Source organism: Anaerotruncus sp. G3(2012) (assembly GCF_000403395.2).
Classification (GTDB): Bacteria; Bacillota; Clostridia; order Oscillospirales; family Ruminococcaceae; genus Anaerotruncus.
Map to the genome: position 1 here is coordinate 5,001 of NZ_KE159680.1, position 25,492 is coordinate 30,492.

General features: G+C 54.7%; 21 protein-coding genes (1 of these 21 running past the window's edge). 10 read left to right on the plus strand and 11 right to left on the minus strand.

The features are described 5' to 3' along the window. Positions 1–875, plus strand: the 3' portion of a protein-coding gene (locus C814_RS21215) for a PH domain-containing protein (protein WP_016317507.1). 694 nt of this gene lie to the left of the window's left edge; only the last 875 of its 1,569 coding nucleotides appear in the window; its start codon lies off the left edge, out of view; the stop codon is at positions 873–875. Positions 876–1,757: 882 nt separating this feature from the next. On the opposite strand, the gene C814_RS24360 is transcribed toward C814_RS21215, so the two are convergent. The 5 genes from C814_RS24360 to asnA form a co-directional block, all read right to left on the minus strand. Continuing rightward, positions 1,758–3,017 carry a hypothetical protein gene (locus C814_RS24360; RefSeq protein WP_016317508.1) on the minus strand — a complete coding sequence of 420 codons (1,260 nt, stop codon included), beginning with the start codon at positions 3,015–3,017 and terminating at the stop codon, positions 1,758–1,760. Positions 3,018–3,137: 120 nt separating this feature from the next. Then, on the minus strand, positions 3,138–3,320 hold the full coding sequence (locus C814_RS21220) for a DUF4177 domain-containing protein (protein ID WP_016317509.1): 183 nt from the start codon (positions 3,318–3,320) through the stop codon (positions 3,138–3,140). Positions 3,321–3,398: 78 nt separating this feature from the next. Beyond that, positions 3,399–3,716, minus strand: a complete 318-nt coding sequence (locus tag C814_RS21225) for a PH domain-containing protein (protein WP_158604978.1) — start codon at positions 3,714–3,716, stop codon at positions 3,399–3,401. A gap of 77 nt (positions 3,717–3,793) precedes the next feature. Continuing rightward, entirely contained in the window at positions 3,794–5,899 is a 2,106-nt protein-coding gene (locus tag C814_RS21230; RefSeq protein ID WP_016317511.1) for a glutamine synthetase III family protein, read from the minus strand. Positions 5,900–6,211: 312 nt separating this feature from the next. Further along, on the minus strand, positions 6,212–7,225 hold the full coding sequence (gene asnA, locus C814_RS21235) for an aspartate--ammonia ligase (protein WP_016317512.1): 1,014 nt from the start codon (positions 7,223–7,225) through the stop codon (positions 6,212–6,214). 187 nt (positions 7,226–7,412) lie between these two features. Here asnA and C814_RS21240 point away from each other — a divergent pair, with 187 nt between their 5' ends. From C814_RS21240 to C814_RS21260, 6 genes are all read left to right on the plus strand, one after another. Beyond that, entirely contained in the window at positions 7,413–7,901 is a 489-nt protein-coding gene (locus tag C814_RS21240) for a hypothetical protein (RefSeq protein WP_016317513.1), read from the plus strand. Positions 7,902–7,931: 30 nt separating this feature from the next. Then, a complete protein-coding gene (locus tag C814_RS21245) occupies positions 7,932–8,330 on the plus strand; it encodes a GNAT family N-acetyltransferase (protein WP_016317514.1) in 399 nt (132 codons plus the stop codon). A gap of 118 nt (positions 8,331–8,448) precedes the next feature. Then, the gene (locus tag C814_RS22700) at positions 8,449–8,979 is read left to right on the plus strand and encodes a Chromate resistance protein ChrB (protein ID WP_016317515.1); all 531 of its coding nucleotides are present in this window, start codon (positions 8,449–8,451) and stop codon (positions 8,977–8,979) included. Between the two features lie 563 nt (positions 8,980–9,542). After that, positions 9,543–11,357: a translation elongation factor 4 gene (gene lepA / locus C814_RS21250; protein WP_016317516.1), complete on the plus strand. Its 1,815-nt coding sequence runs from the start codon at positions 9,543–9,545 to the stop codon at positions 11,355–11,357. Positions 11,358–11,551: 194 nt separating this feature from the next. After that, a complete protein-coding gene (gene hemW, locus C814_RS21255; protein WP_155846460.1) occupies positions 11,552–12,706 on the plus strand; it encodes a radical SAM family heme chaperone HemW in 1,155 nt (384 codons plus the stop codon). Then, positions 12,703–13,530, plus strand: a complete 828-nt coding sequence (locus C814_RS21260; protein WP_016317518.1) for a metallophosphoesterase — start codon at positions 12,703–12,705, stop codon at positions 13,528–13,530. Before hemW ends, C814_RS21260 begins: the two co-directional genes overlap by 4 nt. A gap of 167 nt (positions 13,531–13,697) precedes the next feature. On the opposite strand, the gene C814_RS21265 is transcribed toward C814_RS21260, so the two are convergent. After that, on the minus strand, positions 13,698–14,630 hold the full coding sequence (locus tag C814_RS21265; RefSeq protein WP_022788616.1) for a LysR family transcriptional regulator: 933 nt from the start codon (positions 14,628–14,630) through the stop codon (positions 13,698–13,700). Between the two features lie 301 nt (positions 14,631–14,931). On the opposite strand from C814_RS21265, the gene glsA reads away from it, so the two are divergent. The 3 genes from glsA to C814_RS21280 all read left to right on the plus strand — a co-directional run bounded on the left by glsA (position 14,932) and on the right by C814_RS21280 (position 18,677). After that, positions 14,932–15,867, plus strand: coding sequence for a glutaminase A (gene glsA, locus C814_RS21270; RefSeq protein WP_196809961.1), 936 nt, complete (start codon positions 14,932–14,934; stop codon positions 15,865–15,867). A 281-nt stretch (positions 15,868–16,148) separates the two neighbouring features. Next, entirely contained in the window at positions 16,149–17,561 is a 1,413-nt protein-coding gene (locus tag C814_RS21275) for an alanine/glycine:cation symporter family protein (protein ID WP_016317522.1), read from the plus strand. Positions 17,562–17,606: 45 nt separating this feature from the next. Next, positions 17,607–18,677: an alanine/ornithine racemase family PLP-dependent enzyme gene (locus tag C814_RS21280; RefSeq protein ID WP_016317523.1), complete on the plus strand. Its 1,071-nt coding sequence runs from the start codon at positions 17,607–17,609 to the stop codon at positions 18,675–18,677. Between the two features lie 190 nt (positions 18,678–18,867). Here C814_RS21280 and C814_RS21285 read toward each other — a convergent pair whose 3' ends face one another. The 5 genes from C814_RS21285 to C814_RS21305 form a co-directional block, all read right to left on the minus strand. After that, entirely contained in the window at positions 18,868–20,268 is a 1,401-nt protein-coding gene (locus C814_RS21285) for an oxaloacetate decarboxylase subunit alpha (RefSeq protein ID WP_016317524.1), read from the minus strand. Positions 20,269–20,282: 14 nt separating this feature from the next. Beyond that, positions 20,283–20,678 carry a biotin/lipoyl-containing protein gene (locus tag C814_RS21290; protein ID WP_016317525.1) on the minus strand — a complete coding sequence of 132 codons (396 nt, stop codon included), beginning with the start codon at positions 20,676–20,678 and terminating at the stop codon, positions 20,283–20,285. Between the two features lie 78 nt (positions 20,679–20,756). Beyond that, entirely contained in the window at positions 20,757–22,139 is a 1,383-nt protein-coding gene (locus C814_RS21295) for a carboxyl transferase domain-containing protein (RefSeq protein ID WP_016317526.1), read from the minus strand. 288 nt (positions 22,140–22,427) lie between these two features. Then, positions 22,428–23,837, minus strand: a complete 1,410-nt coding sequence (gene uxaC / locus C814_RS21300) for a glucuronate isomerase (RefSeq protein WP_016317527.1) — start codon at positions 23,835–23,837, stop codon at positions 22,428–22,430. A 50-nt stretch (positions 23,838–23,887) separates the two neighbouring features. Next, complete coding sequence (locus C814_RS21305) at positions 23,888–24,880, minus strand: LacI family DNA-binding transcriptional regulator (protein WP_016317528.1); 993 nt, start codon at positions 24,878–24,880, stop codon at positions 23,888–23,890. Between the last annotated feature and the right edge of the window lie 612 nt (positions 24,881–25,492).

Genomic DNA, 25,492 nt, shown 5'->3' on the forward strand with positions numbered 1-25,492 from the left:
CCCCGATTGCAGCAGGGGCTGCGCTGGCGCTGATCGGCGGATGGATGGTGGCGTTCACAATGAGCCTGCTGCAAACACATGGGCTCTGCACCCGCCGGACAGCGGAACTGCTCCATCTGCAAGGCGGGGTGCTGACAAAAAAATTCTATCAGCTTCAGATCAAAGAGATCAGTTTTATCGATATCCGCCAAAGCCTCCTGACCCGCCTGTTTCGGCTCTACTCGGTGTTTCTCGACGGGATCGGAGTTGGCAAGGAACAGTCTGACATCGCGGCTGTCATCCCGTTTTCGACCCGCAAACACGCGATGGGCCAGCTCGACCGGCTGCTGCCGGAATTCCAGCCCAGCCCGCGCGCACTGAAACCCAACGCCGGAGCAATCTTCAAATTTCTGATTGAACCACTATGGCCCTGTATCCTGATCCCACTGGCATCCTTTCTGGGCACCCGATATCTGCCAGCCTGGGCAGCGATCCTGCAATTCGCGGGGCTGATGCTCTCCATCCCGGCTTACTGGTTTCTCGGGGTCAGACTGATGGATTTTTTCTCTTCCGGCGTCTCAAAAAGCCAAGATTTTTTTACCCTTCGTTATTCAAGCGGATATTATCTACACACAGTAGTGATTCCCTCCGACAAAATTGCACTGGTGAACATCCGGCAAAGTATTTTACAGCGTGGGGACAACCGCTGTGACCTGGTGGTTTCGACCCGCGCGGAAGGGCAGCGGAAACACCACATCCGCAACATCGACTGGGATGCCACCACAGAGCTGTTTGGCGCGCTCGATTGCTGGACGCCAAAAGATGCCGGAATCCCCAACTGGTACGAACGCCTTTTCGCGCTGCTGAAAACACGCTTTCTTCCCTTTTTAAAATAGGAAGCCGTACCGACAGCCGCCGCGCACATCCTGCCGGTAAATTTTCTGCCTGTTTTGTCAAAAAAGCTGGAACCGTAAAAGGTCCCAGCTCTTTTTGCAGTTTCAGCCGCCTGTGTATTTGGCGAATGGCACCATTTCCAAAAGCCTGCAATCGAGGAATACCAGACAGACTGCGGATAACAGCGCGTCTTAGAGCCTGTTTAGCATCTAAAGTTTTACCCGATTTTTTTCAAAAAATCGCGGTTTCCAAAGGCAGTGAGGCAACGGAAGTTTGGGTTCCAGCCCAAACTTCCGGGGCGCAAGCGCCCTTCTTCGGGGGTCTTCTCGGACCTACGGTCCGAAGCGCGGCATTCGCCGCGACGCCCCCTCAGTTTGCCTTGCGGGCGAGGGGTCAGCGACCCCTCCCCGCAGGCCCCTCCCTTCCGGGCTGGGTGCCGCTTTTTTCCAAAACGAAAGTTTTACTCGATTTTTTCTAAAAAATCGCGGTTTCCAAAGGCAGTGAGGCAACGGAAGTTTGGGTTCCAGCCCAAACTTCCGGGGCGCAAGCGCCCTGCTTCGGGGGACTTCTCGGACCTGCGGTCCGAAGCGCGGCATACGCCGCGACGCCCCCTCAGTTTGCCTTACGGGCGAGGGGTCGGCGACCCCTCCCCGCAGGCCCCTCCCTTCCGGGCCGGGTGCCGCTTTTTCCCAAAGCCAAAGTTTTACTCGATTTTTTCCAAAAAATCGCGGTTTCCAAAGGCAGAGCCTTTGGTCGCTCATCGCAATGAGCGAAATACTTTAATCCTGTGAAGCGCGTTTTCGGGTGAATTGCCGCGAAGCGGCAAGAGGGGGCTTTTTGTAAGAGAAAAAGCCCCCTTGCATCAAGAAATGCGAAACAGCTTCTTACGGCTCCTGACCCGGAACCGCATCCTCAATCGCCCGGATTTCACTGAAATGGATATTGAGTCCTAAAGATCTCCCATCCCCTGTACCCAAGACTTCGGCCGGGCTCCAAAGCTCTGAAACTGTAAATGTGATCCGCAGGAAAGCCTGTCCTGTGTCCGGGAGCGCTATGCAAAATTCCCCTGCCTCCTGTTCGACCGGCAAGACCTGCGGTTCCTCCCGCTCCACCTGAATGGTGACACTGTAAGGCTTTTTGACCGATCTCAGCACCTCAGCAGGGAGGTTATAAGGAATTGCAACCGCATGGATTGCTTCCTGATCTTCCCGGATAATGATCTGGCTTTTGACCTCAGACATCCACTGTGCATACATCCCGGAGTTCTGATACTCGCGTCCGTGGAATCCAAAATCCGCGGCTGCAATCGCATCCGGCTCATAGTTCAGCAGTCCAAGCCCCTCCTGCTGCCCGGCCAGGCAATAGCGCGCGGGATGGCCGCACTTGTGGCAGATGAGCAGGCGGAGCGGGTTATATAGGGCTTCTGCGGTCGCGGGCTTGTAGAACAGGTTTCCCGCGATCTCCTTTTTTACAAAAAATGCATTCACCCCGACCAATCCGGTACCCACCAGCTGGTATCCCAAACGCTCCCCCAAACGTTGCAACGCTTTCAGAGAAGCCCCATGCCAGTCCGATCCTTCCCAGACATGATATGCATGATATGCCATCTTCCAGTCACAGTCAGGCGGGAGCTTTCCATTGTATTCGATGATAACCACACGAGGGGATACCGCCGTGACTGCCTCCCATATATAATAGTCATTTCCGTCCACATCAATGCTCAGCAGATCGATCTCCCCGCTGAACCCCTGCTCCGAAATCAACTGGTTGATGTTCTCTCTCGTGATGAACGCGCGTTTACATGCCAACTGTCCGGTTTTCAGCACCGGATAAAACCGTTTCTGAATTTCCCGAATCGCTTCCCCATCCCCGTCCATCCACAGGCCGTTCCATCCCTGGAACAATAAATAATGGCAGTTGCTTTCCAGACCATTCTGTACGCCAAATTCGATAAACGTTTTATTGGTCACACCGATTCTTCTGAAAATCTCCTGGATAATCCCATCCTCATCGTTCTGGGAGTAGACCTTGTATCCATACTGCTCCAGACATTTTCTTTTTTTCAGGCGCTTTTCGGTCAACAGGTTCCACCGCAGGCCGCCCCAGATTGTATGCTCTTTTAACAATAAACCGCTGAAATCCATATGACACTTCTCCCCGACATTCCCCATGATTCCCAGAACGAAGTCTGGGAATCATGAAAAGACGTCTTTTCATTTAAAATCTGTTTTATAAAGCATACCGGGAAGCCTGCCGATTGTCAACTATGCCTCTATCTCGAAAATCAAATCCACATCCTTAATTTTCCCATAGTCGGTCATATTGACAGGGATAAACCCCACATAGCGATATCCCTTGGCTGCATACTCATCAATCAGCCTCCGGTGCTCCTTTGAGCCTGCCCCCAAAAACCTGTTGATATGCACTTCCACATATTCATATCTCATCCTGAAAACCTCCCAAGGTCAAAAGGCAGCGCGGGAAACCCGAGCTGCCTTTTCCTGTTGATTTGGACTCTGTCCGGCTTATGCCCTGCTCACGCCCGCGCTCTGGAGCGCCTCAATCAGCTTTTTGTTGAACATCCCGGTAATCTTGTGCTCTTCCCCATTTTTGAGCCGCAGATTGATGGTGTTCGCCATGCCGGTCGAGAACGATGCAATCTCTTCAAGCGCATACTCAAATGCGGAAGAAGCTCTCCCCTGTGACGGGTCAAAGGACACCCGCAGGTTGGTCACATACAGGGTGCCCGGGTTCGCCTGCGGCAGCATCATAAATTTCACAATGTGGGAAGCCGCAGCCTGTGCGATCATTTTTTCGTTTTCGCCCAGATTCAATTTTGCCATTTCCATTCAGCCCTTTCTTAATTTTGAGAGGAATCGACAGATTCCTCTCTTTATAAAGCAAGTCCTGAAGGGCTTGCTCAAACGCGGAGCAGCAGATCGGTATAGGTTGGAATTGGCCAGCTCTCCCGGGACATGATTTTTTCGGCAGCATCACAGGAGGTGCGCAGGCTCCCCATGCAGACGCGGATCGTGCCGCGCATGAAGGTTGCGTGCGCGTGCACATCCTCGATCGACTGGCTGCGGGCATACGCTTCCCGCAGGGCTGTCAATTCGGAATCAATCTGGTCGGTCAGCGCGGTGAGGCTTTTCAGCACCGTCTCGGCCGACTGGCTGTGCATCCCGGCCTGTTTCAGTTCATTGACCGCGTGCGCAACCTGTCCAGCATACTGCACCACTGCCGGATAGACCTGCTGCCGGACCATCTCGATCATGGTGGCTGCCTCAATGCTGATGATCTTCCCATAATTTTCGAGCAGGATTTCATGGCGGGACTGGCATTCCGCCGGGGTAAATACCCCGTAGCGCTCAAACAGCGCGATATTTTCGGGCAGGATCAGCCGGTCAAACGCCTCGACAGCCGTTTCAAGGATCGGAAGCCCGCGGCGCTTGGCCTCTTCGACCCAGGCTTCTGCGTAGTTATTGCCATTAAAGATGATCCGCCCATGCCGGCTGACCGTGTCAGCGATGATCGAACCGATCTCGCTGTCCCGGTCTTCGGACTGCTCCAAGCGGTTGGCAAACTGGGTAAATACATCTGCCAGAGCGGTATTAAGCACCACATTGGTGAGCGCGATCGACTGCGCCGAGCCGACCATGCGGAATTCAAACTTGTTGCCGGTAAAAGCAAATGGGGAGGTACGGTTCCGGTCGGAATCGTCCTTTACAAGTTCCGGAAGTGCAGAAACACCTGTCCGGAGCAGCTCCCGCTGTGCTTTGCCCAGAACCGCCCCTTCTGCCGCATCGAGCAGCGACTGTGTCAGGCTTTCTCCCAGGAAGATCGAGATGATCGCGGGAGGCGCTTCAAAACCACCGAGCCGATGGTCGTTGCCCGCCGAAGCAGCCGAGGCGCGCAGCAGGTCGGCATGCTCGTCCACCGCCTGGAGAAACGCAGCCAGCAGGAGCAGGAACTGCCGGTTTTTGATCGGGTCTTTGGAAGGGGAAAGCAGATTGATCCCATCGTCGGTGGCAAGCGAATAGTTGTTGTGCTTGCCCGAACCGTTGATCCCGTTGAACGGCTTTTCATGGAGCAGACAAGCCAGTCCCAGCTTTTTGGCGACCGAGCGCATCGTCTCCATGGTGAGCTGGTTATGGTCGCAGGCAACGTTCGCCTGGTCGTAGACCGGGGCCATCTCGTGCTGGGTAGGCGCAACCTCGTTGTGCTTGGTCTTGGAGGGCACGCCGAGCGCCCAAAGCTCCTCATCCAGCTTGTTCATGAATTCGGCCACCCGCAGGCGGATCCGCCCGCAGTAGTGGTCATCCAGCTCCTGTCCCTTTGGGGGCTTCGCACCGAGCAGGGTCCGTCCACAGATTTTGAGGTCGAGCCGCTGTTCATAAAGCCCGCGGTCGATCAAAAAATATTCCTGTTCGGCGCCCACCGTCGGGATGACACATTTTGAGGTGGTGTTGCCGAGCAGCCGCAGCAGCCGCACAGCCGCATGGTTGACCGCCTCCATCGACCGCAGCAGCGGGGTTTTCTGGTCGAGCGCCTCACCGGTATAGGCACAGAATGCGGTGGGGATATAGAGGGTGCCGTCCTTGACAAACGCCGGGGAAGTGGGGTCCCACGCGGTATATCCCCGGGCCTCGAAGGTGGCGCGCAGCCCGCCCGACGGGAAGGAGGATGCGTCCGGCTCCCCCCTGACCAGCGCCTTGGGCGAAAAGTCGAGTACAATCTCTCCATTGCCGGTCGGCTCGATGAACGCATCGTGTTTGCCGGCCGAGATATTGCTCAGCGGCTGGAACCAATGGGTATAATGGGTGGCGCCGAGCGAGAGCGCCCAGTTCATCATCCCGGACGCCACTGCTTTTGCCATCGCCGGGTCAAGCGGCTGGCCGCTGTTCTGCGTATGTTTCAGCCCCTCATAAACCTCTCTGGAGAGGTACTCACGCATTGCTGCATCTCCGAACACCCGGGAACCGAACAGTTTGTTCAGATCCCGGGACTTTTCCGCATAGGTTTCCATAAAACTCCTCCTCTATCTCTTTCGAGCCAAAGCCAATTTTTTAGTCTGTTCTGTGCCTTCGACAGGGGGGCTTTTTCTCTTGCAAAAAGCCCCCTCTTGCCGCTTCGCGGCAATTCACCTGAAAAATGCGCTTCACAGGATAAAGCGTTCCGCGCTCATCTCGCGCTAAGAGCCCGCCTTCGGCGGGTTGCGCTCGAAACGCTTCGCTGCGGCTCGCAGTGCGGAGCGCATCAGGGGCTCTGCCCCTTGACCCCACAATTTTTTGAAAAAAATTGAGTAAAACTTTAAAAAGCCGTAGAGATAGCCATTTCGTTACAGCAGGTGAATTCCCGAAGCTGCGCAGGCATCATGCATCTCATCCGACCAGACCGACGCCTGTACTTCTCCGATATGCGCCTTTTGAAGCAGCGCCATGCAGATCCGGCTCTGCCCGATGCCGCCGCCCATCGTGAGCGGAAGCTGGTTTTCCAGCAGTTTCCTGTGAAACGGCAGCGCAGCACGTTCCTCGCATCCGGCGATTGCAAGCTGCCGACGCAGCGCTTCGGCATCCACACGGATGCCCATGGAGCTGATCTCAAACGCATGGCCAAGCACCGGATACCAGATCAGGATATCCCCATTTAGCGACCAGTCATCATAGTCGGGCGCGCGTCCATCGTGGGGCCTGCCCGATCGGAGCGCCCCACCGATCTGCGAGATGAACACCGCCCCATATTTTTCGGCGACCGCGTCCTCCCGCTGTTTTGGCGTCTTTTCCGGATAAAGATCCTCTAGCTCCTGGCTGGTAATAAAATGGATTCCTTCCGGCAGATACCGTTCGAGCGCAGTAAACTGGTGGCAGAGCACATCCTGTGTTTTGCGCAGCGCATACATCACCGACCGAACAGCGGACTTCAGCGTCTCGAACGACCGCTCCTCCCGGGTAATCACCTTTTCCCAATCCCACTGATCCACATAGACCGAATGCATATTATCCAGGTCCTCATCCCGTCGAACCGCGTTCATATCGGTATAAAGGCCGGTTCCGGGCGCGAAACCATACCTGCCGAGTGCCATCCGCTTCCATTTTGCCAGCGAATGGACGATCTCAACATCAGCCTGGAGCTCCAGAATATCAAACCGGACAGGGCGTTCCACCCCGTTGAGGTCGTCGTTCAGGCCGGTCTCGGGGCGCACAAAAAGCGGCGCCGAAACACGGGTAAGCGAAAGCGCCTCCGCCAGTTCCCGCTCGAAGGTATCCTTGGCCAGCTTAATTGCAACCTCGGTTTCCATGATGTCGAGCTTGGAAAAATAGTGGGACGGCAGAATCAGATTTTTCACAGACATGGTATACCATCTTCTTTCCCAAAAATATAAAAAAGATAATATAGTATTCTACCATTTAACGTGGTAAATTGCAAGCAAAATTCACCTGTTATTTGGCGTTATTTGACCGAAAGAATTGAACTGCCTGCGGGGACATGGTATACTTAATCCTGCCCAAACCATTTTTGACAGAAAGAGGCGAGCTTTTATGTTTCACCGTTTTACTCTGACAAGCGATTACACCCCGGGGCAGTGCCGCGCAGCACTACAGGGGGCGACCTCTGGGGGCAAGGACAGCGATGCACCCCGCGGTTTTCTATGGGGCCGCTGGTTTCGTCTGGCGCAGTCAGAATATTTTGAAGCTGATGGCCGTTCGAGAATCATTTATACTGTCTATGGCACCATGAAAGCAGGGGAAAACGACCGGACATCAATTGTTTGCTACCAGTTCCAAAGCCTTGCCGATCCTCTCAAATATCTGATGATATGTGCGTTCATCTTTTTCGCGCTTTGTATCGGTCCGATCAGCCTCATGGCTGGGAAACTGCTGCTCTATCTGCGGGCCGCGCTTTTGTCGGGCCTGGTGCTTGTGGCGGCGGACTGGTTCCGCATCTTCCTGTCCTGCAAAGCAACCAAAGAGTCCCTTCCCAGCACCATTGGCGAATTTCTGCGTGAAATCTTACATGCACAGGATTGACAAGCCGGAATCTGTATAGGAGGGGAAAGAATGGAATACAGAGAAGATGACAAACAGTTAAACTCATCATTATTTATACCATTTGTCAACAAGATATGGCCCGGTAACTATGACATGGATAAAACACAGCTCGCGCTCTCAAAAACCATAAACATAACCGCCTACGATGACGGGACGCTTGTGGGCTGCCTGCGGATTCTTTCTGACGGATATTATTTTGGAACCATCACCGAACTGCTTGTCCTTCCGGAATACCAAAAGCGGGGGATCGGCAGCAGACTGCTCCAACTCGCAAAAAGGGATACCCCAACCATGCTGTATTTTGGCGCGCAACCGGGTGTGGAGCTGTTCTATGAAAAAAATGGGTGCCAACGAAGCCTCCCGTCCTACATCATCGAAAAAGAGCACCGTGACAGCCCACCTGCTTAAATCAAACCCGTTGCTTTTGAGCGGCGGGAAAAAGCCCGCCAGCCGGAAAATCTCTTGACAATCCACGTAACGGCCGTTACAATTTAATCAGAAAAAACAGAGAAAAGGCGGTGGGCATATGCATCGCAAAAGCTGGCTCGCTCTGGGCTATACGGTACCGGTCAGCCCCTCCAAGGCGCGGGTCTATATCTGGCGCAAACTCAAGGAATGCGGGGCGGAATATTTTAAACAAGGGGTCGCAGTGCTGCCAAACTTCTCCCAGTCGATGCAGCAGTTTTCGATGCTGGCCCAGAAAATCCGGCAGATGGGCGGGGAAGCGTCGATCGTCGAGCTGCGGTTTATCGACCCGGTGGATGAGGCGCAGATGACCGCCCGGTTTCGTAAGCAGGTTGAAAATGAATATCAGGAGCTGCTTGATGACTGCGCTAACGCCCTGCACGAACTGCGTCTGGCCGGGAAACGGCTGACCGAGCCACAGGCCGAACGAATGAAACAGATGGTGAAGCGGTATTGCAAAACCCGTTCAAAGGACTATTTCCAGGAAACGGATACCAACGAGATCGAAGCCGGGCTCAACGAGATGATCGACTGTGTGAAGGGCTTCGCAGATGACCTCGGCAAACAGCTCCGATCGCTGATGGAAAAATAACGGAAGATTTGTCCCTCCTTCTTAAAAAGGGGGCAAGATCGAATGCTGGCGTCCTTGCCGCCGCGTGCACACAGCCAACATCTAAAATCTCTCATTTTTGGAAAAAACCGCTGCAAGAGCGGCAAAGAGGGCTTTTAGGAATGAACAGTCTGTCCATCACCAGTATGATTCGTTGGATGAAAGATTGCGAAAGAGGGACTTTTCCTTAAAAGCCTCTTTCGCAATTCATTTTTATCCTTTTTCATCCCCGGGCTGTACCGGACTGCTCTTGCATCCTTACAAAAGCGTATGTTATAATTGAACTGTTTAAGAACCCGTATTCACAACCATTCGACACCGTCTGAGCGGGTCTTTTGTCGGCCTGCCACGTTGAAAAATCTTGCAATACACAAAGTATTGTCTGCGTTTTTTCGCCTTGCAGGGCAGCAAAATCCCTCGCCCATCCGGCATCCTCTGATTATAAATACAGGTTCTAAAAACAGGCGCTTGTCTTTCAGTGTTTTGACAATACTATAAGAAATGAAAAACAGCCCGTCTGAATGGGTGGAAACGGCAGGAGATATATGGCAGATCAAAGACAAAATATCCGCAATTTTTGCATCATTGCGCACATCGACCATGGGAAGAGCACGCTGGCAGACCGGATTCTTGAGCAGACCGAGACGGTCGCCAAGCGGGATATGGAAGCACAGATTCTCGATAATATGGAGATCGAACGGGAACGGGGCATCACGATCAAAGCGCGGGCGGTTTCTCTGACCTATCACGCGGACAATGGTGAGGACTACCATTTCAACCTGATCGACACCCCCGGACACGTTGACTTTAACTATGAGGTTTCCCGGTCACTGGCCGCCTGTGAAGGTGCGGTGCTGATCGTCGATGCATCGCAGGGGATCGAGGCGCAGACCCTCGCCAACACCTATCTTGCGATCGAGCATGACCTGGAAGTGATGCCGGTCATCAACAAGATCGACCTGCCGGCGGCTGAACCGGAACGGGTTGCCCATGAAGTGGAGGACGTGATCGGGCTGCCCTGCCTCGATGCGCCGCGTATTTCCGCCAAGACCGGGGAGAATATCCATGCAGTGCTCGAGCGGATTGTATCCGATATCCCGGCTCCGTCCGGAGAGGAGGAAGCCCCGCTGCGTGCCTTGATCTTCGACAGCTACTATGACAGTTATAAAGGGGTCATCGTCTATGTGCGGGTCAAGGAGGGAACCGTACGTCCAGGTATGCAGATCCGCATGATGGCCACCGGGGCCGAATTTACCGTAGTCGAATGCGGCGTTATGGGCGCGACCACCCTTGTCCCCCGGCAGGAGCTTTTTGCAGGGCAGGTCGGCTACCTCGCGGCTTCCATTAAAACTGTGCGGGATACGGCGGTCGGCGATACGGTCACCGATGCACAAAATCCCGCTGCGGAACCGCTGCCCGGCTATCGCAAGGTGCAGCCGATGGTCTTTTCGGGTATCTACCCGCTCGATGGTGCGAAATATCCCGACCTGCGGGATGCGCTTGAAAAGTTGCAGCTCAACGATGCCTCCCTTTCGTTTGAACCCGAAACCTCGGTTGCGCTGGGGTTTGGTTTCCGGTGCGGGTTCCTCGGGCTTCTGCATATGGAGATCATACAGGAGCGGCTCGAGCGGGAGTTCAATCTCGATATTATCACCACCCTGCCGAGCGTTGTGTACAAGCTCAAGCTGACCAACGGGGAGGAGCGCTGGATTGACAACCCGACCAGCTACCCAGACCCGGCGCTGATTGCCTCGGCGGAGGAACCGTTCGTGAGAGCGAATATCTTCACGCCAACCGCCTACATCGGCAATATCATGGACCTCTGCCAGGACCGGCGCGGGGTTTATCTGGATACCAAATATCTCGATACCGACCGGGTTGAGCTGCATTATGAGCTGCCGCTCAACGAGATTGTTTACGACTTTTTCGATGCGCTCAAGTCCCGTACCAAGGGGTATGCCTCCTTTGATTACGAGTTGTGCGGCTACCAGCCCTCCAAACTGGTCAAGCTCGACATCCTGTTAAATGGCGAGATCGTTGACGCGCTTTCGTTCATCGCCCATGCCGAAAAAGCCTATCCGCGCGCCCGCAGGATGGCCGAAAATCTTAAGGAGCATATCCCGCGCCAGATGTTTGAAATCCCGATTCAGGCGGCGATCGGCGGCAAGGTGATCGCCCGCGAAACGGTTAAGGCGCTGCGCAAAGACGTGCTTGCGAAATGCTATGGCGGCGATATCACCCGGAAAAAGAAGCTGCTTGAAAAGCAGAAGGAAGGCAAGAAAAAGATGCGCCAGCTCGGGTCGGTTTCGGTGCCGCCCGAAGCGTTTACCGCAGTGCTCAAGCTGGACCGGAACGATTGATGGTTTAAAGCCTGTTTTCATTCGACAGCCTTTGTCCCAGCCGAAGCGCTGCCCAACCCCTATCATTCTAACCGGCAGACCGGGAGGAATCGGAAGTCCCTCCGATTCCTCTTTTTAGAACCTGTATTCATAATCACAAGATTTTTCAACGCGGCAGGCCGGCAAAAGACCCGCTCAGACGGTGTCGAACGGTTGTGAATACGGGTTCTTATACCACAAAGGAAGGGGAGCTGCGTATGCTGTGCGATGCGCTCTATCTTCATATTCCATTTTGCCTGCGCAAGTGCCCCTATTGTGATTTTTACTCGGTGGGCGCCGACCCATCCTTGATGGATGCCTATACCAGGGCGGTTCTGGATGCCTTGGCGCAGGTCCCGTTCGACCTTGCACCGCTCGATACCGTCTATTTTGGCGGGGGAACCCCGTCGGTTCTGGGCGGAGAACGGCTTGCCCGCCTGCTCAATGGGGTACGCAGCCGGTTCGGCATCCGGCCGGATGCCGAGATCACGGTCGAGTGCAACCCATGTTCCGCCCTGCCGGACACCCTTGCCCACCTTTGGGATGCGGGCGCCAACCGTCTTTCGCTGGGGATACAGAGCGCTGACGACCAGCAGCTTGCCCGGCTTGGACGGATGCACACCATCGCCGGCGTGCGGAATGCGGTGGATGCGGCATACCGGGTAGGATTTTCCCATCTTTCACTCGATCTGATGCTTGCCACCCCCGGACAAACATTGCCCGACATCGACCGCGCGGCCAATCTTTGTGCAGAGGTTGGTGCGGAACACGTCTCGGCCTATCTGCTCAAGATCGAACCGGATACCCCATTCGGCCGGGAGGGAGCCGCCTCCCGCTGTCCGGACGAGGATGGGCAGGCGGATGCTTATCTGCACGCGGTGGAAACACTTGAGCAGCGCGGCTATCAGCAGTATGAAATCAGCAACTTCGCGCGGGACGGGCGGATCGCCCGCCACAACTGCAAATACTGGGATTGCCGGGAATATCTCGGGATCGGCCCGTCTGCACATTCGTTTATTGGAGGGCGCAGACGGTATTTTCCGCGGGATCTGCGGGGATTCCTGGAGGCGCCGGACAAATTCGCGCTTCTGCGGGATGACGGTCCTGGCGGGGATACAGAGGAATATCTGATGCTGCGCTTGCGGCTCACGGAGGGGGTAACCTGGGATGCACTCGCCAGCCGCTTTCCCGGTTTTGATCCAACGCCCCTGCATGAAAAAGCCCGCCCCCTGCAAAAGGGCGGGTTGCTGTTCTGTGATGAGGATGGTCTGCGTCTGACGCCATCCGGATTTCTGTTATCAAATTTCGTGATCGGAGAACTGCTGTTATGAAACGGAAACTGCTTCTGCCCGCGCTGGTGGGCTGTACCGCCGCTTATGCTGCCTGTCACAGCGGGATTACTGTGCGGCAATATACGATAAAAACCTCGCGCGTTCCCAAAGGGAAAGCCCTGCGGTTGGCGGTTGTCTCCGACCTGCACAGCGAGCTGTCCCAAAAACGGCGGGAAGCACTTGCTGCCCTGCTGCAGCAGGAGCACCCCGACCTGATCGCGATGCCAGGGGATATTGTGGATGACATCCGGCCTCAATACGGCGCCGCAGACCTCCTTCAGCGGGTGCAGGGGATTGCACCGCTTTATTTTTCGCTCGGAAACCATGAGTGCCGCTCCCAGCAGCTCGCGACGATCCCCCGCCTGCTCGGGCGGTACGGAGTGCACTGCCTGTGCAACAGCTGGGAGGAGGTGACAGTTGCCGGGGTCCCCATCTGCATCGGCGGGCTGAATGACCCCGAACATCCCTCCTACCAGTTCGCGGGAGGATGGCTGCACGATGCACAGACGGTTTTTTCCAGCCTTGAGCAGTCGGACCGATTGCGGATACTGCTCTCCCACCGTCCCGAAAAGGTCTTTGCATACCGCGCAATGCCGTTTGATCTGGTGCTGTCAGGGCATGCGCATGGCGGGCAGGTACGCATTCCCGGCCTGCTCAATGGCCTTTACGCCCCAAATCAGGGGCTGCTTCCACCGTATGCGGGTGGGATGTATCGACATCCTACCTTTACCCATGTGGTAAGCCGCGGTGTTTCGCATTATATGCTCCTGCCGCGAGTGTGCAACCGGCCGGAAGTCGTGATCATCACTGTATGCAGGGAGTAGCTATACGGAAGAGGGGACTGTTTCTCATCTCTTGCAAAAAGACTGTTTGATTAGGAGGTATCTCCACATGCAGGCGCCTCTCAGCCACGCCAGTTTGTGGTCCGCGGCGACAAGGGTTCTCTTACGTGAAAAAAACTTGTGCAAAGATCATAAAACAGGTTCTGCCCCTATCGGGGAAGCTGGCCGTTGAGGCGGCCGGAGAGGTTTTTGATGAATTCCGCAGCAGCCCGGCATGGCGGCGTGCCAAGGCGGACAATATATCCAAACTCCAGCTTATTGTCACAATCCGGGATCGGAATCGAGGTGCATCCATAGCAGCCAGCCTGCCGGCCGAACTCCTGAATCCCGATTGTGTAGAAGTCGGTTGCCGAGATCAGATGGAGCAACGACGCACGTCCATAGACGCTGGCAATCTTGGGCGAATCGTCCAGATCATAGTGTACACCGTTGATCGAAAGGTTGTAGGTAAAATCCTCATATTCCCCGATATACCGGACAAATCCATATGGCCGGAACTCCCCGAGGGTGGGGGCATGTCCTACACGGAGCAGCGGATGGTTCTGGCTTAAAACGATATGCGGACGGATCTCTGAAAGATGCCGGTATTCCAGCTTTTTTTCCTCAAAAATCCGTGGGAATGGGGAATCGGGTGTGTACTCGAAGTGGAGCACCCCCAGATCGGAATATCCACTTTCCACATCAGCAATCACGTCCATCGAAGAGCCTTCGTTGAGCCGGAAAGACAGTTCCGGTTCCTGCGACCACTGGTTTAGAATGTCGATAAAAGATTCCATTGTATGGGAAAATTTGGTCATCGATACCCGAAAGGTATTTCCCGACCGTTCCTGCTTGTGGAACAATCCCTGTAGCTGGTTCATTTCGCCCAGAATTTTTTGAGAATGCTGTAAAAAATGTCTGCCTTCTTCGGTTAGCTGCACCCCTTTCTTGGTGCGGGTCAGCAGTGCGGTACCAATATCCTCCTCAAGGTCCTGAAGGATGTGGCTCAGATGCGGCTGCGAGACGTAAAGCGCCTGCGCAGCTTTATTGATGGACCCGTACTGCGCGACTACGGAAAAATACTCAAGCTGTTTCAGGTTCATGATCGTTCCCCCCATCATCATTTTACCCAAGCTTTTGATTAGGATTTCGTTTGTTTCTACAATTTTTTTATATAGTACATCAAATAAGCTCTGCATAATTTGTTTAAAACTTCTATTATCGGAATTTGAAATAAGGATATTTACAATAATTATTAGCGCATTGCACAAAATTATGGTATAATACAGACAAGATACAGCACAAACGCACAAAAGTCAAGTCAAAAAATCCAGGTAAATTCATGAAATACGACAAAGAAAGGAGTGAGCGTCTATGGTACAAACTGTGGAGGACATCAGCCTGATGCAGAAGCTCTTGGACGACTCGGTTACCTACGCAAAATCTTTTCCAAAGACCGGCGCGGTTGCCTCCTACATCCCTGAACTTGCCAAGGCTGATCCTACGCGTTATGGCGCGGCAATCGCCCTGCCGAACGGCAGAACGCTGATTTCAGGCGATACGGATGTCCCGTTTACGATGCAGAGTATCTCCAAGGTGGTTTCGCTGATCCTTGCACTTCAAACCTCTGGTTACGACGCAGTGTTCAAGCGTGTGGGGATGGAGCCGACCGGAGACGCCTTCAACTCGATCATCCGGCTGGAGACTAATACCGCCAAACCCTCCAATCCAATGATCAACGCGGGAGCAATTGTAGTAGCAAGCTGCATCCAGTGTGAACACCCGTTTGAGGCTATGCTCCAACTAACCCGAAAGTTTTGCGGCAACGACCAGATCGAACTGAACGAAGCGGTCTATCTTTCGGAAAAGAAGGAAGGCAAGCGCAACCGCGCAATGGCCTATTTTATGCAGAGCGAAGGGATTCTGCCAAGCGACGTCGATGTGGAGTACTATCTCGACCAGTATTTCCGCATGTGCTCGGTTTCCGTCACCGCGCCGGATCTCGCCCGGATGGGAATGGTGCTCGCCAACAACGGCGTCAACCCGGTAACCGGAGAACGGGTTGCAGAGGGCTGGCAGGTACGGATCGCCAAAACGTTTATGGTCACCTGCGGGCTCTACGACAGTTCAGGGGCGTTTGCAGTCAAGGTAGGAATCCCGTCCAAGAGCGGCGTCGGCGGTGGTATCCTCTCAGCAGTAGAAAAACGTATGGGCATCGGGGTGTTCCATCCCATGCTCGACGCAAAGGGCAACAGTATCGGAGGCGTGCGCATGCTCGAGTTCCTCTCCCAGCGGATGGGACTGCATATGTTTTCTGAACCCGAGACCGTTGCTGGGTAATATCACACCCAAACCGCATTTTTCCGCAACCCCAAAGGGCTTTGGGGTTGCGTGCTGTAATAACAGCACGCGAATTCTAATGAAAATCTGATTCGGATTTATAAAAACAAGGGCTTGCTTTGAAAGGGCGGGTAACAACCCGCTGGTAAGCTTTCTGTGCTGGATGACTATGTAAACAAACTGTGCGGCGTGCTGTAGAATCGCAATTTCCAGATATAGGATGCGCAGATCCTGAGGAGGGTCTCTCATCTCTCCTACAAAAGAATAAAGGAGAATTGATTATGTATGATGCATTTGCCGGCTTGATCGGTCAGATCAGCAACCTTATGTACAGCTATATCCTGATTATCATCCTGCTGGGCGGCGGAATCTGGTTCACCTTCCGCACGAAATTTGTCCAGTTCCGTATGTTCAAGGAATCCATCAAGGTCGTTATGGAAAAACCAGATAAGGAAGGCGGCGTTTCCTCCTTCCAGGCGCTGATGGTTTCCACCGCCTCCCGCGTAGGTACCGGCAACATCGTCGGTATCGCAACCGCGGTCTGCCTTGGCGGCTATGGTGCGGTGTTCTGGATGTGGGTCATCGCCATCCTCGGCGGAGCGTCCGCATTCATCGAGAGCACACTGGCCCAGATCTACAAAAAACGCCATCCGGATGGCAGCAGCTACGGCGGCCCGGCTTACTATATCGAAGCGGCCCTGCATAACCGTCCACTGGCCCTGCTTTTCGCAGTCAGTATGACCCTCACCTATGCCGGCGGCTTCAACATGTTGGCGTCCTACAACCTCCAGTCTACTTTCAGCGGCTACAGCTTCTACAATCCCACCGTTACCCCTTGGGTCATCGGCGGCATCCTGGCTGTTCTGGTTGGCTACTGCCTGATGGGCGGCGGCAAACGTATCGTTCATGTCACCTCTGCGGTTGTCCCGTTCATGGGTATCCTCTATATTGCGGTGGCGCTGATCGTTACCCTGCTCCACATCAACCTGCTCCCCAGCGTGCTGGTCAAAATCTTTGCCGAGGCGTTTAACTTCAGCGCGATCTTCGGCGGTTTCTCCGGCTCCTGCGTGATGTACGGCATCAAGCGCGGCCTGTTCTCGAACGAAGCGGGCGTGGGTTCGGCTCCGAACGCCGCTGCTGCCGCTGAGGTCAGCCACCCGGTCAAACAGGGCCTGGTCCAGATGCTTTCGGTCTTTATTGATACCCTGCTGCTCTGCACCTGCACCGCTCTGATGTGCCTGTGCTCCGGCGTGGAGCCGACCGCGGAGCTGGCGGGTGCCCCCTATGTGCAGGCTGCGCTTCAGAACGCGCTGGGCGGCTTTGGCCCCATCTTCATCACCATCTCGATGGTCCTGTTCGCTTTCACTACCCTGCTGGGCAACTTCTACTATGTTGACAACCTGCTCATCTACATCATGAACAAGGTCCCATCCAAACAGTTTATGCTCTGCTTCCGAATTGTCGCATCCCTGGTGATCTTTGTGGGCGCGGGCCTGAGCATGGGCCTTGTCTGGGATCTGGCGGATGTTCTCATGGGCATCATGGCAATCATCAACATCCCGGTCATCTGCCTGCTGGGTACCCCTGCAATCAAAGCGCTGGTCGACTATGCAAACCAGAAAAAAGAGGGCAAAAACCCGACCTTCAAGGCATCCACTGTCGGCCTGCAGGGCAAGACCGATTACTGGAACTAAGTGTCATGCAACCGGGAATCTCTTGGCAAAGGAGAAGGGACAGTTATGTATCCTCGTGTATCTATTGATTTGGAGCATTTGAGAGAGAATGTAAAAACGGTCAAAGGGCTTTGCGATCAGCATGGCATCCAGATTACCGGCGTAACCAAGGTGTATTGCGGCGATCCCAAGATCGCGAAAGCCTATTTGGACGGCGGGCTGACCATGCTGGGAGATTCCCGGGTATCCAATCTGAAACGTCTGAACAATCTTCCCGCGGAAAAATGGCTCATCCGCCCTCCGATGCGCAGCGAAGCGGAGGACACCGCCCGGTATGCTGACGCTGCCCTCCACTCGGAGTGGGAGGTCATCCGGGCGGTGGCGGATGCCGCACACCACCAGGGACGCAGACACAAAGTAATTCTGATGGCGGACCTGGGCGACATCCGGGAGGGCTATGTGGACTATGACGAGCTGCTGGATGTAGCCGCCAGAGTCGAAAAGCTCCCGGGTGCAGAGCTGTACGGCGTAGGTGTCAACCTGACCTGTTTCTCGTTTATCCAGTCGGACAGCGAAAAGCTGGGTCTGCTGGCAGACCTTGCCCGCCGCGCGGGGGAGGCCGCTGGCCACCCATTGTCGATTGTCAGCGGGGGCAACTCTGCCACCATCGACCTGATGCTGCGGAATGGCATCCCGCAGGGGGTCAATCATCTGCGGCTGGGGGAGTCCCTTTTATTCGGCAAGGAGCGGGCCAAATACCAGTATCTGCCCGGCACCCACCGGGATGTGTTTACGCTGGAATGTGAGATCGTCGAGCTAAAGGATAAGCCTTCGCTGCCGTGGGGCGTGGTGGGTACCGACTCCTACGGCAAAAAGCCCACCTTTGTGGATCGGGGCAGCTGCCGCCGGAAAGCGGTGTGTGCATTGGGCAAGCAGGACTTCGATCTGGAAACCACCACACCGGTGGACCCGGGGATCATCCCGCTGGGCGCCAGCTCCGACCATCTGATGCTGGATGTGACCGACAGCCAGCAGGAATACAAGGTCGGGGACATCGTCCGCCTGCAGCTGGGCTACTTCTCCACCATGCGGGCGTTTACCTCGCAGTATGTGGAGAAGGTCTATCTGAACGGATAACCCACACAGGCGTTCCGCCGCAGGACGATGCCGTCTGGACTTCCCATACGGCAGACCTGTTTCAGATAAAAAACTGCAAGAGATCAAAACGGGCACCGCTGTCTGCGGTGTCTGTTTTTTGCAAACAAACGAAAGAAGATGCGCCCATCTGGACGCACCTTCTCCGGTTGACGAACCGGTTGATACGGGATCAGACCGGATGCACTTTATTTTCCTTATCGCCATGGCTGTCCACGCCGTACTTTTTATCCCTGCGGGCCTCGAAGAATTTCGGGGCAACCTGCGGGAACATTGCCATCGTCAGGACATCCTCTTCCTGCTCGTAGAATTCACGCGGGAACTCTGCGCGCAGCTTATCCAGCTCGGGCGGGATCAGGTCGGCAGGGCGGCACTCGATCGGCGCTTCATCGCCCAGGATTTTCTTGCGGAACGCAGGGTCAATCGGCGCAGGCGTACGCCCATACTCACCCTTAACCATTGCCTTGAACTCTTTGGTGACCATCTTATACCGCTCTCCGAGGATCACGTTGAACACAGCCTGTGTACCGACGATCTGAGAGGTCGGAGTGACGAGCGGCGGATAACCGGAATCCTTACGGACGTTCGGGACTTCCTTGAGCACATCCTCAAACTTATCCTCTTTGCCCGCCTGTTTCAGCTGGGAAACGAGATTGGAGAGCATACCGCCAGGAACCTGATAGGTAAGGGTATTCGCATCGACACCCATGACCTTCGGGCTGAGCAGGCCGCTGTCCAGATATTTCTGGCGGAGTTTGGCGAAATGCGCACGCACAACATCCAGTTTCTTCAGGTCAAGCCCGGTATCATACGGGGTGCCCTGGAGCGCCGCAACCATCGACTCGGTTGCTGCATGGGAAGTACCCATTGCCAGCGGGGACATCGCGGTATCAATAATGTCAACACCCGCCTCAATGCTCTTGAGCAGCGCCATCGAAGCCAGTCCGGAGGTGTAATGGGTGTGCAGGTCGATCGGAACCTTGACCGCTTTTTTCAGCTCAGTGGTCAGCTCAAATGCTGCCGCCGGGGTGATAAGCGCGGCCATATCCTTAATGCAGATCGAATCCGCGCCCGCATCCTCGAGCTGCTTGGCATAATTGACGAAATACTCGATGCTGTGCACCGGGCTAAGGGTATACGAAATCGCAGCCTGCATATGCGCCCCGGTCTTTTTGGTCGCCTTGATCGCGGTTTCAAGGTTGCGGATATCGTTGAGCGCGTCGAAAATACGGATGATGTCGATGCCGTTGTCAACCGATTTTTTGACGAAGTACTCCACTGCATCGTCCGCATAGTGGCGGTAGCCGAGCATATTCTGCCCACGGAAAAGCATCTGGAGCTTGGTGTTCGGCATATTTTTGCGGATCAGACGCAGACGCTCCCACGGGTCCTCGCTCAAAAAGCGGATGCAGGAATCAAATGTTGCACCGCCCCAGCACTCGCAGGAATAGAAGCCGACCTCATCCATCGCAGGAAGGATCGGGAGCATCTCGTCCATGCTCATGCGGGTGGCGATCAGCGACTGATGCGCGTCACGCAGGATGGTTTCGCAGATTTTCACCTTTTGTGCCATCTATATAGCCTCCCTTATGCGATCGAGATCAGCAGGTCGTTCGAGTTGACCGCGTCACCCTTTTTCACATGGACGCCAACCACAGTACCCGAAACCGGCGCAAAGATCTCGTTTTCCATCTTCATCGCCTCGAGCACGAGCAGCATGTCGTTTGCATTGACCTGATCGCCCTCTTTGACCTTGACTTCAAGGATGTTGCCGGGCATCGGGGAATTGACCTTGGTGGCATTCGCAGCGGCGGCAGGGGCGGGGGCCGGAGCTGGAGCCGGGGCGGGCGCTGCTGCCGGTGCAGGAGCCGGGGCAGCGGCAACAGGTGCCGGAGCTGGAGCTGGAGCCGGTGCGCCAGCGGCCAGTTCTTCCACTTGAACGTCGTATGCTTTGCCGTTCACAGTGATATTAAATCTTCTCATGGTAAAATCCTCCTTCAAAATCATCGGGTATCTATAAAAGAACAGGGTCGGACCAGTCTGGAATTGCGGCAAACTCTATTAAAGCGGAATGTTCCCATGCTTCTTGGGCAGGGTCGAAACCCGCTTGCCGGCCAGCATATCGAGGGCAGAGATCACTGCGGCGCGGGTTGCATCCGGATCAACCACCTCGTCAATATGGCCTTTCTCAGCAGCGGCAAGAGAGGTCGCCTCGTTCGCGATGTACTCCGCCTGCACCTGTTCGCGGGATTTTTCCGCCGTGATCTTGTCCCCGGCGAGGAATGCAACCGCAGTTTCCGGGCTGAGTGCACTGATAACCGCATCCGGCCATGCAATGGTGTAGTCGGCATTCGCGCCGCGGCCCGCAAGCGCGATGTAAGCGGAACCGTAAGCCTTACCGGTGATGACCGCAATCTTCGGGGTGGTCGCCTCGGCGTAAACATGCGCCAGCTTCGCAACCTCGCGCACGCCGCCGCGGAATCCGTGGCCCTCAACCGCAACCGCGAACTTCTCGCAGTTGACGAGGGTCAGCACCGGAATCTGGAATGCGTCACAGATCGAAACAAACCGCGCAATTTTAGAGCAGGCATTGGAGCAGAGGTAACCGCTGTTGGACGCCGCGACGACACCCACCGTCGAGCCTGCAACGGTTGCCAGCGCAACTTTAGCTGTCTGGGCGCAGAATGCGGGCTGGAGCTCAAACAGGCTGTCTGCATCCACGATGCCGGCTGCCGTATCCAGCAGGTTGTCAGCATTCTTTTTCACTGCGCCTTCGGGAGCGGTAAACCCACAGATCGGGGCAGCGGAGAGGTTGTTGGAGGGCAGGAGCGAAACAAGCCTGCGCGCCGCTTTGATCGCCGACGATTCGTCCTCCTCCACGAGATGTACCACACCGGCCTTTGCGCACGCTTCGGCGGAGCTGGACTGGGTATCACCCGCATTGAGGAAGAACTCGCCTTTGCCGCTCATCACGACAAAATCAGCCGAAGCCGCGACCATTGCCGCTGCGCCCGCGCACACGCCCAGAACCAGCGAAACCTGCGGTACAACACCCGAAAGGTTGTTGCCCCAGCAGAGCATCTCGCCATAAGCGGCCATCGCGTCAAGCCCTTCGGAGAGGGCCGCACCGTTCGAATCATAGATGCCGACCACCGGCGCCCCGGTTTTGTAGGCCAAGTCATAGATCTTTCTGATTTTGGAGCCGTGAGCAGCGCCCACCGCGCCAGATTTCCGGGTGCTGTCCTGAGAGAACGCATAAACAGGGCTGCCTTCGATAAGGCCATAGCCAGTGATGACCCCTGCGCCGCCGCAGCCGGTCTGGACGAGGGTTCCAACCTCGACGAAGCTGTCGGGGTCAAAGAGCGCGACCAGCCGTTCGCGCGCAGCAGTCGCCTTCAGAGCGTCTTCCCGAGCGTCGGCCAGTGACATAACCTTGTCACTCATGATTGTTTCCTCCTATCTGAATATAAAAATACCAAAAGACGTTTCCCATCCCAAATCCTGCCGCCACAGAAAGCGCGGACCGCAGGTCAAGATGTAACCATAATAAAGTATACACGCTTTTCCCGAAAATAACAAGATGGTTGGAACCTTTTACTGATACTTTTTTAACGGTTTCGCACCAATTTCTTACAAAAATATCCGGGCCGGGCCTCTGCGGCAAAACTGTCCCATGGCTTTCTATGAGAAACCCGCCGGAAAAAACCAGCGGGTTCTTAAAAAACTGTGAAATCAAACCTCGAAGCCAAAAAAGCGTTTTACATTGTTATAGCAGATGTCCTCCACCATCTGGCCAAGCAGCGCGCGGTCGTCCGGGAATTCCCCCTCCTCAACCCATCTGCCGATCAGGTTGCAGAGGATGCGGCGGAAATACTCGTGGCGGGTATAGCTCAGATAGCTGCGGGAATCGGTCAGCATCCCGATGAAATTCCCGAGCAGAGAAAGGTTTGCAAGGCTGGTCAGCTGCTGTTCCATGCCGGTTTTGGTGTCGTTGAACCACCACGCTGCACCATGCTGGAGTTTGCCCGCAATGCCTTCCCCCTGGAAACAGCCGATTACAGTGTCAATCATCTCGTTGTCGCTGTTATTGAGCGAATAAAGAACCATCTTTGGGAGTTCGCCGGTTTTGTCAAGCGCATCCAGAAAACAGGCGAGCGCCGATGCATCGAGAGGATTGCCCATACAGTCAAACCCTGTATCCGCGCCGAGCTGCGCAAACCTTCTGGAATTGGTATTGCGGACCGCCCCGAAATGAAGCTGCATCACCCAGCCGCGTTTGGCGTACTGGCGGCCCAGAAAGAGGAGAAATTCGGTCTTATAGTTCCGTACATCCTCATCAGACACCAGTTTTCCAGACAACGCATCCGCAATGATCCGGTCCAGTTTCTCCCTGGGGGCAGGGCAGTAAAACGCACAGTCGGGCGCGTGGTCAGACGCGCAGCAGCCATTTTGGGCGAAATAATCGAGCCGGTTGGAGAGCGCCGCACAGAGCGAATCAAAGTCGCTGACCTCGACCCCCGAAACCTCGGAAAGCTGCCGGAGATAGTCCGCGTAAAAAGGCTGTTCAATATTCATCGCCCGGTCCGGCCTCCAGGCGGGGAGAACCTTGACCTTGCAGGAGGGGTCCTCCCGAAGCTGTTTATGATAACGCAGATCGTCGATCGGATCATCTGTGGTGCAGATCAGCCGGACGTTTGACTGTTCGATGATTCCGCGCACACCCATCCCCGGTTCAGCCAGTTTGCGGTTGCAGAGTTCCCAGACCTCCTCGGCGGTTTCCTTCCCGAGGCGGCCGTTATAGCCGAAATACCGCTGCAATTCGAGGTGGGACCAGTGGTAGAGGGGGTTTCCGATCGCCCGGTCAAGTGTTTCGGCCCATGCCTGAAATTTTTCGCGGTCACCCGCGCTGCCGGTGATGCTCTCTTCCGGTACCCCATTGGTGCGCATCTGCCGCCATTTGTAGTGGTCCCCGGCCAGCCACGGCTGAGCAATGTTTTCATACCGCTTGTCCTCGGCAATTTCAGCGGGGTTGATGTGGCAGTGGTAGTCGACCACCGGCATCTTTTCTGCATGGTTGTGGAACAAATCCTTAGCTGCCTCATTGGTCAGCAGGAAATCAGCGTCCATAAACGGCTTTTTCATTGTGGCAAAACCTCTCTTTCAAAGCAAACCTTTTGATACAGAATCAGTTTTCAAAAACGGGTGGTTCTGCGCCTGATGAGCTGGCCTGAAAGCAGGGTCTGATCTGGGAAGTCCTTCCCTTCGATCACCCCGAACAGGGTCGAAATCGCAGTCATACAAAGCGCCTCTACCCGGCTGTCAACCGTTGTCAGCTCCGGCTCACAACAGCGGGAAAGCAGGGAATTGTTATATCCTATGATATCCACATCCCGCGGAACCATCCGCCCATGTGCAAGTGAAGATTTGATCGCTGCAACCGCCAGCTCATCTTCTGAAGCCATCACCGCGTCAAACAGCAGATTGGATTCATAAAGCTGGTTGATCGCGGGAAGCGCCTGGTCTATCTGCCGGGGGCAGCGGAAGACCAGCTGCGAGTCAAACGGGATACCCGCCTGTCCGAGCGCGAACCGGTAGCCATCCAGCTTTTTCTGGCCGCTATAAGTGGCTGAATCGTAGAGATAGAGGACCCTGCGCCGGCCTTTTTCGAGCAGCGCGCTGACCGCACCATAGACAGCGCCAAAATCGTCACAGAGCACACAGTAAACATTGGGCGCCTTGAGATAGCCGTTAATCAGAATCACAGGGATCTGCTGGGCAGCCTGCCCGATAAAGACCGTATCACTGGTCATAAAATGCGACCCTACGAGGATAATCGCATCGACCTTTTTGGAAATCAACATCCGGAAGCCATTCTTTTTGTCCTCCGGTTCATTGCCGGTACAGCAGAGCAGGGAGTCGTAACCCCGGCGGCGCAGCTCCCGCTCGATCGACGAAACTGCGGCGGCAAGATAGATGTCCGCAACATCCATGCACATGACGCCAACGGTCTTAATCGAACGCAGGCCAAGACCCCGGGCAAATGCATTCGGGGTATAGCCTTTCTCATTCATCACGCTCAGTACCCGGCGGCGGGTCGCATCGCTGACCCCCTTTTTTCCGTTGATGACCCGCGAAACGGTTGCGATTGAAACGCCTGACTTTTTGGAAATATCATAAATTGTCATTTTGCAAGCCTCCTGTTGTATACACACTTAAAAACAAGGAACTGTTTTTAAACAGCAGACAAAAACCCTCCATCAAACAGAGCGTGCAGAGTGGTCATGCAGCCCAAGGCAGGTTTCCTGCGGCGACCCCCACCACAGGCCCGGAAAGAATCACGCTGATCCCTTCCAGACGCTTTGACTGATGACGGGTAACCCCAGAGGTTCCTGTATCCATCCCTTAGCATCCGAAAATCTGTTTTCAACCAAACGCTTTAAGAAGTCTTTTTGCTCCGTCCGAAAGTACATTAAAAGGGGATTGGCTCTGTCTGCAAGACAGAGCCAGAAAGGCTTTTCACAAGGGAAAAGCTCTTTGCCGTAGATACCAAACAGATTTCTGGCTTTTTGTCCTTATAGTAGCATTATACGGAAATCGTAAGCGCTTTACAATAGTTTTTTCACTTTATTGATAAATTCAATAGAAAACTTTACTTTACCGTCTTTTTTTATAGAAATCAGCGATATTATGAAAGAAAAAAGACAAAATATATCTTTTATCTTGACATTTTCAAAATTTGCAATTATTATGGTTATGTAAGCGCTTACGTTACCATTTAATCAAAGAATTTTGCAGAA